This window comes from Cohaesibacter celericrescens, assembly GCF_002866925.1.
Lineage (GTDB): Bacteria > Pseudomonadota > Alphaproteobacteria > Rhizobiales > Cohaesibacteraceae > Cohaesibacter > Cohaesibacter celericrescens.
On the sequence record NZ_PKUQ01000001.1, the window covers coordinates 571,843 to 589,034 of the forward strand.

The 17,192-nt window shown below is 50.3% G+C and carries 17 protein-coding genes and 1 tRNA gene; 7 read left to right on the top strand and 11 right to left on the bottom strand.

The annotated features are described in order from the left end of the window. The first annotated feature begins 114 nt into the window (after positions 1-114). Entirely contained in the window at positions 115-582 is a 468-nt protein-coding gene (locus tag C0081_RS02775; RefSeq protein WP_342587661.1) for a tRNA (cytidine(34)-2'-O)-methyltransferase, read from the top strand. Then, positions 579-1,496 (top strand): oxygen-dependent coproporphyrinogen oxidase, encoded by a 918-nt coding sequence (hemF, locus tag C0081_RS02780; RefSeq protein ID WP_101532248.1) that lies wholly within the window; start codon positions 579-581, stop codon positions 1,494-1,496. The genes C0081_RS02775 and hemF overlap by 4 nt, the downstream gene beginning before the upstream one ends. Before the next feature lie 26 nt (positions 1,497-1,522). On the opposite strand, the gene C0081_RS02785 is transcribed toward hemF, so the two are convergent. From C0081_RS02785 to C0081_RS02810, 6 genes are all read right to left on the bottom strand, one after another. After that, positions 1,523-2,770, bottom strand: a complete 1,248-nt coding sequence (locus tag C0081_RS02785; protein ID WP_101532249.1) for a CCA tRNA nucleotidyltransferase — start codon at positions 2,768-2,770, stop codon at positions 1,523-1,525. Continuing rightward, positions 2,767-3,033 carry a DUF6111 family protein gene (locus C0081_RS23810; RefSeq protein WP_101532250.1) on the bottom strand — a complete coding sequence of 89 codons (267 nt, stop codon included), beginning with the start codon at positions 3,031-3,033 and terminating at the stop codon, positions 2,767-2,769. Before C0081_RS23810 ends, C0081_RS02785 begins: the two co-directional genes overlap by 4 nt. After that, complete coding sequence (locus C0081_RS02795; RefSeq protein ID WP_101532251.1) at positions 3,030-3,659, bottom strand: CoA pyrophosphatase; 630 nt, start codon at positions 3,657-3,659, stop codon at positions 3,030-3,032. Before C0081_RS02795 ends, C0081_RS23810 begins: the two co-directional genes overlap by 4 nt. Further along, complete coding sequence (locus C0081_RS02800) at positions 3,652-4,278, bottom strand: DUF1285 domain-containing protein (RefSeq protein ID WP_101532252.1); 627 nt, start codon at positions 4,276-4,278, stop codon at positions 3,652-3,654. Before C0081_RS02800 ends, C0081_RS02795 begins: the two co-directional genes overlap by 8 nt. 214 nt (positions 4,279-4,492) lie before the next feature. Next, entirely contained in the window at positions 4,493-5,047 is a 555-nt protein-coding gene (locus tag C0081_RS02805; protein WP_245417833.1) for a GNAT family N-acetyltransferase, read from the bottom strand. 273 nt (positions 5,048-5,320) lie between these two features. Continuing rightward, positions 5,321-5,773, bottom strand: a complete 453-nt coding sequence (locus C0081_RS02810; RefSeq protein ID WP_180966730.1) for an NUDIX domain-containing protein — start codon at positions 5,771-5,773, stop codon at positions 5,321-5,323. 501 nt (positions 5,774-6,274) lie between these two features. On the opposite strand from C0081_RS02810, the gene C0081_RS02815 reads away from it, so the two are divergent. Next, on the top strand, positions 6,275-7,180 hold the full coding sequence (locus tag C0081_RS02815; protein WP_101532255.1) for a metallophosphoesterase family protein: 906 nt from the start codon (positions 6,275-6,277) through the stop codon (positions 7,178-7,180). 48 nt (positions 7,181-7,228) lie between these two features. Here C0081_RS02815 and C0081_RS02820 read toward each other — a convergent pair whose 3' ends face one another. The 4 genes from C0081_RS02820 to C0081_RS02835 form a co-directional block, all read right to left on the bottom strand. Beyond that, the gene (locus C0081_RS02820; protein ID WP_101532256.1) at positions 7,229-7,813 is read right to left on the bottom strand and encodes a hypothetical protein; all 585 of its coding nucleotides are present in this window, start codon (positions 7,811-7,813) and stop codon (positions 7,229-7,231) included. A 288-nt stretch (positions 7,814-8,101) separates the two neighbouring features. Next, positions 8,102-8,875, bottom strand: a complete 774-nt coding sequence (locus C0081_RS02825) for an alpha/beta fold hydrolase (RefSeq protein ID WP_210200363.1) — start codon at positions 8,873-8,875, stop codon at positions 8,102-8,104. A gap of 113 nt (positions 8,876-8,988) precedes the next feature. Continuing rightward, positions 8,989-9,216: a TetR-type transcription factor C-terminal domain-containing protein gene (locus tag C0081_RS02830; protein ID WP_280952854.1), complete on the bottom strand. Its 228-nt coding sequence runs from the start codon at positions 9,214-9,216 to the stop codon at positions 8,989-8,991. Positions 9,217-9,377: 161 nt separating this feature from the next. After that, positions 9,378-9,587 (bottom strand): TetR/AcrR family transcriptional regulator, encoded by a 210-nt coding sequence (locus C0081_RS02835; protein ID WP_101532259.1) that lies wholly within the window; start codon positions 9,585-9,587, stop codon positions 9,378-9,380. A gap of 298 nt (positions 9,588-9,885) precedes the next feature. Here C0081_RS02835 and C0081_RS02840 point away from each other — a divergent pair. The 3 genes from C0081_RS02840 (at position 9,886) to C0081_RS02850 (ending at position 12,100) form a co-directional block, all read left to right on the top strand. After that, positions 9,886-9,962, top strand: a tRNA-Met gene (locus tag C0081_RS02840). Positions 9,963-10,482: 520 nt separating this feature from the next. Continuing rightward, positions 10,483-10,728, top strand: coding sequence for a hypothetical protein (locus C0081_RS02845; RefSeq protein ID WP_101532260.1), 246 nt, complete (start codon positions 10,483-10,485; stop codon positions 10,726-10,728). Beyond that, positions 10,721-12,100, top strand: coding sequence for a Hint domain-containing protein (locus tag C0081_RS02850; RefSeq protein WP_101532261.1), 1,380 nt, complete (start codon positions 10,721-10,723; stop codon positions 12,098-12,100). The genes C0081_RS02845 and C0081_RS02850 overlap by 8 nt, the downstream gene beginning before the upstream one ends. 215 nt (positions 12,101-12,315) lie before the next feature. On the opposite strand, the gene C0081_RS02855 is transcribed toward C0081_RS02850, so the two are convergent. Further along, the gene (locus C0081_RS02855; RefSeq protein WP_101532262.1) at positions 12,316-12,516 is read right to left on the bottom strand and encodes a hypothetical protein; all 201 of its coding nucleotides are present in this window, start codon (positions 12,514-12,516) and stop codon (positions 12,316-12,318) included. Positions 12,517-12,565: 49 nt separating this feature from the next. Between C0081_RS02855 and C0081_RS02860 the strand changes: the two genes are divergently transcribed. Beyond that, positions 12,566-16,882: an NACHT domain-containing protein gene (locus tag C0081_RS02860; protein ID WP_101532263.1), complete on the top strand. Its 4,317-nt coding sequence runs from the start codon at positions 12,566-12,568 to the stop codon at positions 16,880-16,882. The last annotated feature ends 310 nt before the right edge of the window (positions 16,883-17,192 follow it).

Below are 17,192 nucleotides of genomic sequence, written 5' to 3' on the forward strand. Positions count from 1 at the left end.
GCATGTGACATTTATCCCACCAAAGGACAAAGTCACTGCCCTGTCGCGGCGCGCACATCAGCTTGCGCCAAAAAAACAATTGCCATCCCGCACCAGTTGGGCCAAACCAAAGACATGATGCGCTTTTCACTTGCCCTTTATCAGCCGGATATTCCGCAAAATACTGGTACGATTCTCAGAATGGGAGCGTGCCTGGATTTGCATATTCACATCATTGAACCGTGCGGCTTCGCCCTGAATGACCGCACTCTGCGCCGTGCTGGCATGGATTATCTGGATCGTAGCAGCTTCACCAAGCATCTATCTTGGGCGCACTTTAATGACTGGCGCACAGAACAAAACAGCCGTCTGATTCTCGCAACCACCAAGGCGGACCACTCTTTTATAGAGTTCACCTATCATGAAGGCGACATAGTGATGTTTGGTCGCGAGTCAGCGGGGGTACCTGATGCCGTGCATGACAGCGCCGATGAACGCCTCACCATCCCCATGAAAGAGGGCGAACGCTCGCTCAACCTTGCCATTTCCACAGCCATGGTCGCCACCGAAGCCATGCGACAATTGAAAGCCTTTCCCAAATGACCGAACCCGTCAATTCGATCCTTCCAGAAGGCCTACCTGTCGACATCGAAGAAAAAAAGCAACTGGCAACCGCATGGTTCAGTCAACTACGCGATAAGATTTGCAACAGCTTGGAAAAGATTGAAGCAGAGGTGCGCGGCCCCAATGCTGATATGCCTGCGGGCCGTTTCGAACGCACCCCATGGGAACGCACTGACCACACCGGCGAGAAAGGTGGCGGCGGCATCATGTCCATCATGAAAGGCCGTGTGTTTGAAAAAGTCGGCGTGCATGTCTCGGCTGTCCACGGCGAGTTTGCCCCACAGTTTCGCGATCAAATCCCCGGCGCATCGGACGACCCGCGGTTTTGGGCCTCAGGCATTTCCCTCATCGCCCATCCACACAATCCAAACGTCCCTGCGGTTCATATGAACACCCGCATGATTGTCACCACCAAACAATGGTTTGGCGGCGGTGCAGACTTGACGCCGGTGCTGGATCGACGCCGCACGCAAAGTGATCCGGACAGCATTGCGTTTCACGCCGCAATGAAAGCAGCTTGCGATGCGCACCCTGTCGCCGACTATGAAGCCTATAAAGCTTGGTGTGAACGCTATTTCTATTTGCCGCACAGAGATGAACCACGCGGCATTGGCGGCATTTTCTATGACCGGCACAACAGCGGCGACTGGCACAACGACTTTGCCTTCACCAAGGATATTGGTTTGGCCTTTCTTGACATTTATCCGCGCCTTGTCCGCCAACACATGGAACAACCATGGACGGACCAAGACCGCGAAGAGCAGCTGATCCGCCGCGGACGCTATGTCGAGTTTAATTTGCTGTATGATCGGGGCACGATTTTTGGCTTGAAGACCGGTGGCAATGTCGCCTCGATCCTTTCATCCATGCCACCCGTCGTAAAATGGCCCTGAAAGAACGAACACCCCAGAGCCATAACTCAGGAGTGCAGAACCTTTCGCGAGAGCAACTGGGCTTTACTCAGCGAAAACCCGCTCGCCACCCATATTTGTTCCAATTCAGACAAACGCTTCCCAAGCTGACGCCCGGGCTTCATGCCTTTATCCAACAGATCGCGACCGCTCAAGGGAAAGACTGGCGGTCGCCACAGATCCAAATTGTGCAGCAGCATCGAAATTTTGGTTAGATCTGTTGAAACTTGTCGTCGCACCAGCGCCAGCACCACCAAGTCATGGGCCACATCTTTGCCGTGTAAATAGGCTAATTCCTGTATTTCAATTTCTGAAATAGACCGGATCGTCCGGACATTTGCAACAAGCCGGATCATGGCATCGCGCAGCCTGTTTGGCAGACGCATAACGCCCGCAATCCGCTTGGCATCTTCGGCAACGTCAACGCACAAAGCAACCAGAAGCACCGTCATATCCGGCTTGAGCCGCAAGATTGACATCAGCTCCAAAAGACGAGCAAAGCGGGTGAGGCTGGGAACACTTGCCAGAACAGCAGGCAGCATCCCGCCCTTTAGCATCGCGTCCAACGACTCGACCGCATATCGACCACTTATAAGCTTTTGCATCTCCGCGCCCACGCGCTCACCGGACAAAGACGCCAGTTGGCGCTGGGCAGCGATACAGGCAACATAGTCCGGCGTGTTGTAATGCCCACCATATTGCGCATAAAACCGAAAGAAACGCAGCACCCGCAAATAGTCTTCCGCTATCCGCCGTTCAGCATCGCCAATAAAGCGTACACAGCGCTTTTTTGCGTCCGCAACGCCACTGCCAGTCGGATCATACAAGCGCCCAGCCGCATCCAGATAAATCGCATTCATGGTAAAATCTCTGCGCGCAGCATCCTCGGCCCAGTCTCGACCAAAAACCACCTGTGCATGGCGGCCATCTGTCGCCACATCAGTGCGCAGGCTGGTGACTTCAAAAGACTCATCGTCAATCATCAATGTCACCGTGCCATGATCCACCCCCGTTGGCAGCACACGAATATTTGCGGCCCGAGCCCACTCCATCACTAGACTGGGTTCGGCGGTCGTGGCGCAATCAATATCATTGACTTTGCCCCCGAGCAGACTGTTGCGCACAGCACCACCGACCACACGCACCTCTTCTCCGTCCCGATTCAAAAGAGCAAATAATTTTTGCAATGCAGGCCGCTTCAGCCAATCGAAGGCCTGATCTTCCTTCGCCAGAAAGAAACGTTCTTCGACTGTCATTCTGGTGCCTTAATTTGCCCCGGAATCAACTTCCCATTCTCCATGTGCGCAGGGACATATGTCCCACCGAGAGGATTGTTATTGATCTGCGACATAAAAAGAAAACCGAAGACCGAAACCACGAGACCAGCAATCACCAGCCAGTACCGTGGGGCATCAATCCATGCCTTACGATGCATTTTATTGGTCAGGAACAAATATCCCGCATAAACTAGGAACGGGAGAAGAAACAGAATAAGCTGAGTAAAGATAATTCGGATCATGGACTATATACCGTTTCATACAGATTTCGCAAAATGCCAGCTGTCACACCCCAGATATAGTAATCCCCATAGGGCATTGCAAAATAATGGCGCATTTTACCGCGCCATTCGGCGCTTTTCCTCTGATGATTGTCAGGATCCATCAAAAAACGCAGCGGAACCTCGAATATATCAGCAACCTCCCCCGGATTGGCAACCAGTTCAAAACCTTCCCGAACAGTGCACAAAACAGGGAATATGCGAAAACCGGTCGAAGATACATAAGGCCGCATATACCCGAAAACATCGACAAACTCAGGCTTCAGACCAATTTCTTCATCCGCTTCGCGTAGGGCAGCCCCTTCTGCGGAAGCATCATGATCATCAACCTTGCCCCCGGGAAAAGCGATTTGGCCAGCATGAGATGCCAAATGATCGGTCCGTTGAGTCAGAATAATGCTGGCTTCATTGCCCCGATCCACAATGGGAATCAACACAGCCGCATCCTTGAGGTGCAAAACCTCCCCCTCATGCCAAGCAAGATCCTTTATCGGCGTTTTGTCATGGGGTGCCTGTGCGTGTTCGCTATCCTGTGAAAAGGCCTTTTGTACGCGCTCTCGAAAAGCAGCGGCAGAAAAATCAATCATGACCCAAGTCACCCTGTTCAAACGCGTCCATAGAGCAGATGGAATAGAAGTGACCGCAGCTGATAATGCCAAACTGACCTTGATGTTCCCCCTGCCCCTCTCGCGCCAATGCCACCAGATCATACATCAAAGCGCGGGTCAGCCGCGCCTCCAGCCTACCTCGCACGGTGACATAGGCTTTCAGCCCACCGGTTGCCTCCTCCAGTTCAAAGCGCATGGGATGGCTATCATCAATGCGAACAAGATCACCAAGATTGGTGCGCATCGTCAAGCAACCGCCTGAAGCCAAGGCTCCGTCGATTGCCAGTTCAACCGCCTGAAAGGGGGCGTCATCAACAGCGATGCCAATTTTCTCTACCGGCGTGACCAGATAGGTTTTGCCGTCCTCGTCTTTTCGCAATACCGAAGCAAACAAGCGCACCAGAGGTGCTCGCCCAATGGGGCTACCCAAATAGTACCAAGTACCATCGCTAGCGATGCGCATATCCAGATTACCGCAAAACTCTGGATTCCACTGTTCAACGGGTGGCGACGAAGCACGGCCATCAGCACGAGAGATGAGAGCAGATAAACCGGCAGGCATGTCTCTGAGCACACCCGCATCGCCGGCATCTGGCATTTCTGAATCTCTTGTTCTGTCTGACATACGGTCCCTTGAGATTTGATTATGCTGCAATCCGCCCTCAAACGTGTCTGAGAACCAGAAGATGCACTTTTCCAAACAAAGAATATAAGCGCTCAATCTGCTACCACAACGGCATAACTGTTCTTCAAATCAAATTCTGAGAAACAAACCTTAATAATTTCAAGCCAGACATCAATCATCAAGTAGTCTATTCAATAAGGGGCCGCACCATGCCACTGCACAGGTCGGACTCAACCTTGTCAAAAGACAACAACAGCAGCCGCCCCGGGTCCACTGGCCCAGGCATGACAATGCGCCCCAAAGGCACACGTTCAAACCCGAACCGCACATAATAGTCAAAGTCGCCAACAAGCAAAATGGCACAATAATCCAGTTCCCGTGCCGCTTCGATGGCTCGATGCATCAACAGACGACCTGCACCGGCATTTTTAAAATCCGGATGGACAGCAAGTGGGCCAAGCAACAAAGCGCGGCATTTTCCGATGCTGATAGGAGAAAGCCGAACGGAACCGGCAAGATGCCCCTCAGAAAGGGCAACGAAGCTCAACAAAGAATCAGGGCAAACCGCTTCTCGCACCCGAAACGCTGTACGCGCAAACCGCCCCGGCCCGAATGCATCACGATGCAACTGCTCAATAGCCTCCACGTGGAGAGGAAGTTCCTGCTCCAAACTAAATTCTGGCCGACACATGTGGGTTGTCCATTCTAGCCGCTTGATGCGGCAGCTTCGAAATGCGCTCATGCAAAAAGGATACCTCCATAAAGGCACCCTATTTACAGGTTCAAAACACCAGACTGAAACAATCCGGCCGCTATAAACATATTCTTTATCGTCGCAGCATTTTCGGAGATCCATTCATTAAAGTTGACTTCAGGTATCACAGCCCCAACGCCCTGTCTATACACCACATTATAATATTAAGAGAAATAAATAAGCATATAATTCTGTTTTAATGGATTTAAAAGCACTATATTTTAAAACACCAACCAATTTCCAACATCGCCAATCAACCCATTACCAGTAATGAGCAGCATCTGCACCCTCCGCGATCTCTTTCAGCCTTGCTCTTGTTGCAATGGAGATTCCATCTGGCAATTCATCCAGATCAAAGAAACCAGATTCGATAATTTCTCCATCCAAAGACCTCCCATCCAGTCGCTCCCCCGTAGCACTATCCCAACGCCAGTCTTTCACCACATAACAAGCGATATAGTCAGGCAATGCGCGCTTATCATTCAAGTAGATACCCAAAAGCTGTGGCTCAGAAAGGCTGATTATACGGGCTTCTTCACATAGCTCCCGCTTCGCAGCCTCAACAAGCAGTTCTCCACGGTCGACACCACCGCCGGGGAAATACCACCCATCCAAGTAGCTATGCCTGACCAAAAAAACAGCACCGTCTGCCCCAAAAACAACCACCCTCACACCGAGCGAAACACCCTGCGTACCAGAGCGTACTATCAGCATCAGACTTATCAACCACCTTGGCGCAGAAATTGGAACTCCGAGCCTAGATAAAATACTGATTAGTCTCATCTTTTAAGACCACGTAAAAAAGCATACCTGCCATGCAAAATCATAACTATTTTCCTATTGGTTTATTAGCAATATGAGCGCAAATTCAACTCAATTGCTGAAAATTTCAGCACCACCTGATTAAAAATTCATCAGATCGGAGAACGGCCATGATGAAATTCTTTAAAAGATCCAAAAAGACAGTGCGCTACCAGTGGGTTCCTGCAGTCAATATGGCTGACCGCGCAGTTGTCAATACTTTGATCAACCCATTGGGTTAATCGCTTCTTGCGATTGGTTATGCCCCCCCAAAAACGATCAAAATATTCTTTTAAAAGCAGCAACAGCGACATGCGCTATTGCTGCTTTTATTTTGTCTCAAAACCACTCAAACCTAGACGAATCCGATAAAAACGATTAATCGCTAGGTCAATTCAAAGAAAAGAGTTGGCTATGTTTCGTCTTGCACATATTTCCGATCCTCATTTGGGGCCCCTACCAAATCCGACCCTGACGCAGCTGGCCACCAAACGGATCTTTGGCTATGTAAACTGGCGGCGCAACCGCAAGGGTATATTGACCAGCAGTACGCTCGATGACTTGATTGAGGATCTAAACACCCAAGCCCCCGACCACTTAGCGGTGACAGGTGATCTGGTCAATTTGGCGCTCCCTTTGGAAATCACCAATGCCAAACGATGGCTCGATAGCCTTGGGGACCCTCAAAACGTATCCGCTATTCCCGGCAATCATGATGCTTATGTGCCGCGTTCCCGCCTCCGGGCTGAAAAATCATGGCGCCCCTTCATGTCCAGCGACGACAAGGCCAGCCAAACAGCCTCTTTTCCCTATCTACGCATTCGAAACAACATCGCGCTGATTGGTGTCAATTCCGCCCAAGCCACACTGCCCCTCATGGCAACGGGCTACTTTAAAAAAGCACAGGCAAAGGCTTTGTCCGATATACTGGACACATGCGCCGACAGAAAGTTGTTTCGCGTGGTGATGATTCATCACCCACCGTGCCGCAACGCCACCCATTGGCACAAACGTCTGATCGGTGCATCGCGTTTCCGGAAAGTCATCAAGAACCACGGCGCCGAACTGGTCCTGCATGGCCACACTCACAAAGCCACAAAGATGGCAATTCCCGGCCCAAATTGTCAGGTGCCGGTTGTCTGTGTACCGAGCGCCTCCCAAGGACTGGGAGGCAAAAACCCCGCTGCGCGTTTCAATATGTTTGAGATTGAAGGATCACAGGGCAATTGGCACTGCGAATTGATCGAACGAGGCTATTCCCAAACCACATCAGGGATCACAGAGATCAATCGCCAGACGCTCAATATTCCAAACGCCTAACCGGCGAAACCCCGAACGAAAAGCTTGATGCACGCATCTGAATAACACTCAGAATTTGGTCGGCAAGAACCAGGCATAAAGCACAAGGCCGATCGCACCAGCGATGATCCCGAAAAAGAACCACCACACTCCGCTCATGCCACCGCGCTGCTGATTTCTATCGCGCTTGGCCTGCCCTGCGGCCTCCACATTAATTGCTTTATCGCCCATTTTGGCGAGCAAATAGTCAGACTCAATCGCTTTTTCACGTTCAATGATCCGTTCCGCTAAATAATGCGTAACGGAATCAGCCACGTCATCAACATCCTGACTCTCGATCAGCACCGTGCGGCCCAATCGCGTGTCCTTCAAGAAGCGATAGCTCCGCTTGTCACGCGCCATCTCGACAAAACTGGTAATGTCGACCCAGAAACGAGGCTTGCGCCCCGGAACGATCTGAAACGTCAGCATTTCCATGTCATCAGGCAATTCTTTGGCAACATCTTCCAACGCTTCGCCCAGAAGCTCCAACCGCGCGCGCTCTGTATCACCGAGTTCAACAATAACGCTACTCTGTTCAACATCGGCGATGCGAACCTCACGAATGGCGCGACCGAGGCTTCGTACGGGCTCAGTTTTTTTCTGCTCATCCATGAGTGAATACCATTCTGTCAATCCAGAGTTATCTTAATCCATCATGGATAAAGATAGCTCATCGTCCCTGTTACAATCGCTCCACCCCGAATAGCAGTTCGGCAATTGAATGAACAATCAGAAAGAGCGATATCCATTATAGGCGCTTGCAATTGGTTAATCAATTGACAAGGAAGCCGTCAGGATAACTCCTCAGAGCCACGCGAACCGACCAGTATAAACCGCACAATTCTGCGCCAAAGCGCCATAAAAGACGACACCCCGGATCGCCGCCCCGATCAGGGGATATTAGCCAGCAGCTTTTATATTTTGGCGAATCAAAGCCAAAATATCTCGTCCCTTTTCAATATGCGGCATGTGCCCGACTCTATCAAAAACATGCACAGCCATCCTTGGTGGCAAGCTGTAACTATGCCGTGTTGGCAACACCCGATCCTGCGTGCCCCAAATAACCTTTATGGGGATGGGAAGCGAGCCCAACTCGGCAAGAGGCAAAATCTTTTGCACTTTGCCATCAATAATAGCTTCGGCCGTGGCCTGCAAAGCAGCAAGCGCCCCGGGCTTGGCGCGGTGAACCGCAATCTGCTCGGCCAAGGATTTGGGTACATCGAATTCCCAGCCAAAAAACTGATCCAACAGCACATGAATACTGTCGGCATCCTCTGCCCGCGCATAGTTGCGCAACAGCGACTGATTGATCTCTGGCCCAAAGCCCCCCGGTGCCAACAATGTAAGAGAGGCCACACGGTCGGGCTGTTTCATGGCAATCAAAGATGCAACAGCGCCCCCCATGGAATGCCCCACCAAGTGAACAGCCTCAATATCAAGAGCGTTCAAATCGGCCATAACGGCCTTGGCAGCAACCACCGCATTGCATGTTTTTGGATAATCAAGCGATCCACCATGACCGGGCAAGTCAAAAGCAATGCTCCGAATAGAGGCCGACAAACCCACCTGCAGATTGGCCCAACCGGTCAAATCACCCGCAAAACCATGCAGAAAAACCACAGCAGGTCCACTCTCCGGTCCGATACTGACGTGATTGAGTTGGGGTTCTGACATCATGCACTCCTGAAATTTACGACCAAGATCTAAACAAACAAGCCCGCAATTCAACACGGCCCCATTCGGAAATCCAGTCATGCATAAGTCTTGTACGGCCTAGCAGCCTTCCATCAAGGCACGAACCCCTTAATACCGTTGAACACAAGGCTGCTATAGTGTTCAACCAATTGATCAATAGTATAGCCGCCCATTGGGTCATACCAAACGCAAACACCTGTGAGCATAGCGATCAATGCCTTAGCCGACACGCGCATATCCTCTTTGGCCCATCGTTCCTTGTCAGCGCCATTTTCAAGAATAGTCACCAAACACGTCTCATACTGATCGCGCAATACCACAATCTATTGATAGTGTTCACCCGATAAACTGGGCAATTCAGAATTGCCGATGAAAACCTGTTTTTTCCGTGCGGAATAATAGCTGATTTGAAACCGGGTAAAGATCCGCAAAGTCTCTTCTGGGTCTTCCACACCGCGCAATTGCCCACTCAAAGCCCTATTCAGTTCCAGCATGATAGAAAGTTCAGCTTATATAAAAGCTCTTGTTTGGAAGCGATGTGATTATACAGAGACCCCACCTGTATTCCGACAGTACCAGCCAACTGGCGCAAGGAAACAGCCTCATAACCATTTTGGTAAATCAATTCAATCGAGGCGTCATAAATCGCGTGGAGCGTCTTCTCACCACCGGATCCTGATATGCGTGCCATTACATTTACACCGTTAAAAGGCTTCTAAAGACATGCGACAAACAGACCGACAACAGTGCGCCTAAACCCTCCCCTTGAACAGCATTGTACAACATAGATAGATATTTTTATCAGCAGAAACCGCATCAACTGATGCGTGCTTTTCAAATCCAGACCACCGTCCACACGCGGTTGATTTGGAAGCCTTTATGCACAAGGCAACAATTTCTGTCGACTTGCACAAAACCCAACTTGACAGCCACAAGCACGATGCCTATAAGCCACACACGTCTCGCCCGACAACGGCGTGCAATGGTATGGCGGAGTAGCTCAGTTGGTTAGAGCAGCGGAATCATAATCCGCGTGTCGGGAGTTCAAGTCTCTCCTCCGCTACCAAAATTTCCCAATAAAATCAAAATCTTACACAAGACAGCAAGAACACTATTTTTGCGGTTTTACACTTTTCTTGGAAAAGTTTTACAAACTTCCCTGAAGTTTTGCCCAATGGCACTCCAAGCAAACCGATTTGTAGCTCATTGCGGTTCAGAATGCCTATGTTAAAATAAGCAGAGGCCTGCACGAAACAGTCTTTCGCTGCAGGTTCCACGAGCTCACACTATGCGGACCTTCCAGACCTTCGTCCAGTGCACACCAATGGCCGCATTTGCAACACTTCTCTTAGAGAAGTGTTGCAAATGCGGTGTAAATAGAAGACACAAATATCATTGAGCAAATAAGTCCACCTTTCAAAAGTCAGCCCCAGTTTCTCAGAAGCTCGTGCTTTTATGGGTAATAGTGTCAAACTTGATCAATGCCATAGATTGTTTTTGCAATTGACAGACCATCGCACATCTCCTTAAAGTTGCATTATTCGCTTCTAATGAAAACGTGTCTTGCGACACTTGGAAGGCACAGCATGGCACGTTATACAGCCGCCATATTACTATCCATGTTAAATACATTCTTCTTTATCCAAGAAGGTATTTCTATAAATGCTGGGCAGTTTTTTGTTATAGATGGGCCCAATGGCGGTAGAGTTGAATATTTTAATATAGCGGTTTTAGCAACCGCATGTTTACTCGTCTCTTTGGCTTCCATTCTAATGGTATTTCACATTGCAAAGATAATAATAGGATTCTTGAGGAGAGAAAAAAATGGCTAATCTCAACGGTTGGACAGAAAGATACAATTCTATTATTAGTGATACTCCAGGGACAATTAATATTGCGCCATGGTCAGGCAAAGATCCCTCCACGCCTTATTATGCAATAAGCTCAATTGGAACCAAGGCTGTCTTAGATAACAAGGCATATATTGATAAGTATTCCAATAAATTTGGTATTGATGAAAAATTACTAGAATCTATAGTTTATCTAGAAAACTCACATGGTTGGTACGACTTTGGAATGGGTTCTTCAGTTAGACCAGCAAATATAATACCAGAACTCTGGGGAAGTATTACTGGATGGATTGAGCCTTCTGAGATAATTACACATCCATCAGCTAACATTGCTACAGCAGCAAAGCTTTTAGCCGAAATAAAAGAAAGATTGCCGAATGCCACATTGGCAGAAATTGCAACTCTATATAATAAACTCTCCGCAAAACAAGTAACAAAATATGGCAAACTGGTTGAAAAATACGCACAAGAAAAACCTTGGGAAAACAGTCCTCCAGAATGCTTCCTCGCAGGGACTTCCATCGCAATGGCGGATGGTACTGAGAAACCGATTGAAGAGGTCAAACCTGAAGATTGGGTGTTATCCTATGACAAGGATGGCAAGCTTCAATCTGGTCGTGTGACCCGCACTTTCATAAACACCGCAAAGCAAATTCTTGATGTGCATGGGCTGATGGTTACACCCGGCCATGTAACCTTGTGTGGTGATGGCAAGTTTGACGGCGAACACGTTCCCATTATGGACATTTTGCGCTCGGACGGTGCTCTGGTCATGAAAGACGGCACCAAAGTCCGTGCGGCAACAGGTTGCCCTCTCGGCTCGCTCGGAGATCGTTTCATCCACGCTATTATTGGTGAGAAGCAATCGGATGGAAGGGTGAAAGTGAAAGAGGTTGGGCAACTCCGCCTTGGTACTCGCTTCATTCTGGAAAATGATGAAGATCTATCGATCCTCGACATCATTCAAGAGCGCGGGGGCATGATCTCTGAGGATGGTTATATTCAGACTGACCTTGGTAGTGCCAAAATGCCCTTCCGCTGGATCTATTCGTCCAACCTACCAAAGCCAGAAGACTATGTTCTGCAGCGCTCAGCGACGACCTTAGGCGACATTTATCAGGCCAATGAATGGGAAGCCGTGCAACCCCAAATGCCAATGCCTGCATTTGCTGCTATGCCATCAGCATCGATCTCCGAGCAACCAGCGGTTATCCAAGCCGCACCCTCCAATGTGCCACTCTCGATGCGCGGTCACCCGCAAGCCCAAAACCAAGGGATGAGCCGCAAGCAACGCCGGGCAGCAGACGCGCGCGCTCGAAAAGCATCAAAAAGCAAGAGTACCACCCTTCACTGAAGGGTAAGCAACTTTACGAAATGAGGCGAGAATCTCCCGCTTTTTCTTTTGGAAGATTGATGCGAACCCCACCGTTTTTGAAACACTATTAGGTAAAGTGTTGAATGCCATATTGCGGACGTTGGGCCACACTGCAGCATTCGTCAATATGGGCTCCTTGCAGACATGCGGCAATGCGGAAAGCACCCTGCCAATTGAGGGGCCACCGCCATTGCTTACGGCCCAAAGCTGCCATGTGAGGCCGTGCTGGAGTGGGTTAGCCATTCTCCGTTTGCGGCCATTGGCGCAGCATGCAGCATAACTACTACGGGGTCTAGAAACTCTGCTTCTCGAAAACTGTATAAACCTTGATAGAGAAAAGCTTGTGGTTGCTTTTTTTGCAACAACAATCCATTGCGCCCAACGAAAGTGAGCATATAGTTGCTCCTGTATCGAAGTCTACACATGAAAAAATGAAATTCAGAAATGATTGAGCGCACCTTTCAAAACATCCCCAACGAAAAAATAAGCGAAGCTGATCAGCAATCGTTCTTGGTTAGTCTAGGTTGGGCAAGAGGATCTACGTGGGATGATTTACTGCTATCAAAGCGTGTGCTGATAATATCAGAGGCAGGTGCGGGAAAAACATATGAATGCCGCACTCAGGCGACGCATCTGTGGTCTGCAGGAGAACCAGCATTCTTCGTTGAATTGGCAGCGCTGGCGACGGACGAACTTCGCAGCCTGCTAGATGCCGATGAAGAAACACGGCTGGACGTTTGGCTTACTTCACAGTCGGAGGTGGCGACATTTTTCCTAGACTCGATTGACGAGTTGAAGTTGACGTTGGGCTCATTTGAGCGCGCGCTCAAACGACTGAAGAAGTGCATCGGAAATCAGCTTCACCGGGTGCGAGTCGTAATCACGACCCGACCGATACCCTTTGACGAACAGCTGGTCCGAAATCTGCTGCCCGTTCCTCCTGCGCCGTCCTCAGAATCGGACGAAGAGGCATTCGCAAAGGTCGCAATGCGCGAACATCAGGAGCAACACGACAACAAAAGCAAGAACCCATCGGCCGATTGGCGGTCGGTAGCCTTGATGCCACTGTCGGACGAGCAGATCGTCGATTTTTGTCGGCACCAGGGAGTGAGCGATCCCGATCTTCTTTTTGAAGATCTACGACGTCGCAATGCCCTAGAGTTTGCACGTAGGCCTCAAGACCTCATTGAGTTATGCGCGGACTGGCGTGAGCACAAGCGCATCCGAACGCATCACGATCAGGTTGCCACGAATGTTCGCGTGAAGCTGCTGCCTCGAGACGACAGACCTGAACCGGCGGAATTGTCCGTCGACAAGGCGATCGAAGGAGCCAGTCGGCTCGCGCTTGCAGTTCAGATGACGCGTCGCCTAACAATCCGCCATAGTGCAGCGTCCGACGTTGTTGACGAGGCGGCAGCCCTCGATCCCGCGATCATTCTGTCAGATTGGCAACCCGACGAACGAAAAGCACTGCTGGAGCGTCCGCTATTTGGCTTCGCTTCATATGGACGGGTGCGCTTCCATCATCGCTCGGTTGCGGAGTATCTTGCTGCGGAGCGGCTAATAACTCTTCGAATACAAGGGATGCCGTTTCGAGCCCTCAAGCGGCTTCTTTTCGCGAAAACCAAAGGCAAGACGATCGTTCGCCCGTCCAAGCGACCAGTGGCGGGTTGGCTAGCCTTGCAAGAAGACGGAATATTTGAACTCTTGCGGGATAATGAGCCTGCGGTGCTCTTGGACGAAGGCGACCCAGAGTCGCTAACGCAAATGCAGCGAAATCAAGCTCTTCGTGCCTACGCTGAGCGTTACGGCCCTGGTGGCTGGAGAGGCCTTCAGGTGCCCCACATTCAGGTACATCGTTTTGCATCGGAAGAGTTGGCAGATGGAATCGTCAATATTTGGCGCAATGGAGTAGAGAATCCGGATGTGCGACAAGTTTTCATCAGCCTTATCGAGGCAGGCCGTATAGAGAGTTGTGCCGAGATCGTATTCCATGTCGCTCAGGATATTGCGGCACCTGTAGTTGAGCGCATAACGGCTATTGACGCTTTAATTGCTCTTGATGATGACAGGTTAACTGGTATCGCTTCCAGTATTGCGGATGCTGACAATCTCTGGCCTGACAGAGTGGCCCGAGGTGCCGTAATACGCCTTTTCCCTAAGTACATATCGGTTGAGCAGCTTTGTAGCACTCTTAGATGGATAAAGTGGGAAAAGCGGAGTGCCGGCGACCTTAGCTGGCAGCTTCCACACTTGATAGGAGGATCGTCCCTTGATCTCCCTGTCCTTGAGGAACTGCGTGATGGCCTCCGGGCGCTAGTTTCAGAGGGGCTAAGGTGGCGGAAAGAGTGGCCACATATTTCGAGTGATCGGCCACATCTCAGTGGAGCGCTCGCAGCAACGTGTAAATGCGGCCTCAATATGAGCCAAGATCAAGAATGGCTGTGTGCTGGCGCTCTTTCACTGCGATTGCATCACCGGGACCATGGCAATTATGAGCCGATCAAGTCACTTTTCGAACGGCTGAGCAATCTGAATGCAGTGGGCAATGAACGTCTCTTTTGGGTTGAGGACGCTTTGCTGCAATCGCTTCATGAAGTCAAAGACCCGTGGAGTCGGCTCGCAGAGATTGCGATTCACGATGGACCTGTCCAGCTTAGGTCAGACAGAGATCTGACTTGGGTGGGCGAAGCGCTTGGCAATACAGCCCGAGATGTGGGTGAACGTGCAATGCTCTTGGAGGCTGCCATCCGTTTGTCTCCGAATCCTGATGCAAGGAAAGATCACGTTGAAGGACTTAGGCCTCTGATAGTGGATGAACCTTCATTGGAACAAAGGCTGGACGACTGTCTGAAGCCATCGAAGCACGATAAAGAACATCGTCGTTGGGAAAAGAAACAGGCTGACCGTCAAAAGCAGGAAGAGCGGCGAAAGGCGAAGGACCGCGCTAGTTGGATTCAGTTCTGGCGAGAAGTTGCCAATCAGCCTGAAAACGCATTCTCGACGGAGCAAAGCTGGAACACAGCTTGGAACTTGTGGCGTGCCATGAAACACGATGGTGATGATAGTAGATCGTCAGGTTGGAATCGGCGCTTCATTGAAGAGCAATTCAATCAAGAAACTGCTGACAAGCTTCGTCGCGTGCTGATGAAGATCTGGCGAGATGATCGCCCAACATTTCCCAGCGAAAGGCCCGAAGGTGAGCGCAATACATTTCTTGTTCGTTGGCAACTTGGTCTGGCCGCAATCTACGCTGAAGCAGAAGACCCGGACTGGGCAGCTAAACTCAGCGATGCCGAAGCAGAGCTAGTTGCGCGGTACGCTCCTATTGAACTGAACGGTCTTCCCCTATGGATGGAGCGTCTCGTAGATGCGCACCCAAACGCTTTGGACCGGACGCTTGGAGATGAATTGTCATGGGAGTTGAACCAGCCGCCGGGTAAACACGGACAATTGGGATCCATACTTCAAACAGTGGATAGAGAACCTGAGCAAGTCGCGAGATTATTCCTTCCCAGACTGGAAACCTGGCTGGATACTGGTGGGGATGATATCATTGGCGTTGAAAATGCGAATGGAATGACTAATAGGGTTCGGCAAGTCGCAAAAACTATTTTGAAACATGGCGCTGCTTCGGAAATTGAGAAACTTCGAAAACGGGCACTCCAGAGATTGGAGCAACAATTGCCGTTTGCGCTGCGTCTTGTTTGGTTGTCGACATTATTAAGGATTGATCCGCAGGCGGGTATCGAAAAGCTGGCAGATCAGATTGAGAATGTTGAGCCATCTGAACGATCAGACGCTGTGACATGGTTCGCCCACCTTTTTGAAGATCGTAATGACGCAGTTGGTTTGGGTGACGAACGCTTCACGCCGCAATTACTGCTGCGGCTGCTTCGTCTGGCCTATCGCCACGTTCGAGTACAAGAAGATGCGCAACACGAAGGATCCTATTCACCGGACACTCGCGACAACGCGGAACGAGCACGCAATAATATCGTATCGGCATTATTCAACGCGAAGGGCGAGGAGGGCTTGGCTGCCAAGCTCGAGATGGCCGCAGATCCTCTCTGCGCTCATTTCAAAGATCGCATCTTGGCAGTGGCAGAAGAGAATTGGGCGCAAGAGATTGATGCTGACGCATTTGATGACGCTCAAGCGGTAGCGCTTGATCGAAGCGGGGAAGCGCCTGCCTCAACGAATAAAGCCATGTTTGCAATTTTGAAAGATAGGCTTTCTGACCTCGATGACCTTCTCCTCTCTGATGCTTCACCGCGAGAGGCATGGGCCGGGATATCAGAAGAGAAGGTCATGCGTCGAGAAATCGCGCGAGAGCTGAGCCATGCAGCCAACTCGATCTACACTGTCGACCAAGAGGCCGTGACCGCAGATGAAAAAGAAACCGATATCAGATTGCGTTCCGTAGTCTCTCGCCATGAGGCGGTGATCGAACTCAAGCTCGGGGATGGACGCTCAGCTAAAGACTTACGCGATACAATTGAGAATCAGCTGGTGAAAAAGTACATGGCAGCGGAGCACAGCCGGGCCGGTGCCTTGATGGTGACCCTTGCGAAAGATCGGAATTGGGATCATCCGGATGAAAGCCGTAGAATCAACGTGGACGAACTTTTTTCCCTTCTGCGCAAAGAGGCGGAACGGATTGAAGAAGCGTCGGGGGGAACGGTTTTGTTAGCAGTTCACTTACTTGACCTGAGGCCTAGGTTGCCTTTGGAGAGTAAGAAAAAAGATCGCAAACAGTGAAGGGCATCACAGTTCAGAAACAGTGCATTTTGAGCCACGATAGCGAGTTGCCTACGCTTCTACACAGAAATTGTAGAAATTCATCCGAGCGAGCAAAAAGCCGTCTTCATGCCTCAAGCTTTGCCGGTATCCGGCAAATGGCAGCTTTTGCTTGCAACGTCTGCGATTCCTCATCGGCAGGAACGGCAGCAATCCGCCCTCTATCGCCGTTGGTGCCAGATCGGTCTGATCAGCACGTGAGCGTCCGCTGTGCCGAATATATGCAATAGCGTTATTGCGCCGCAGCAAGTCCGCAATCCACCCTTTATAC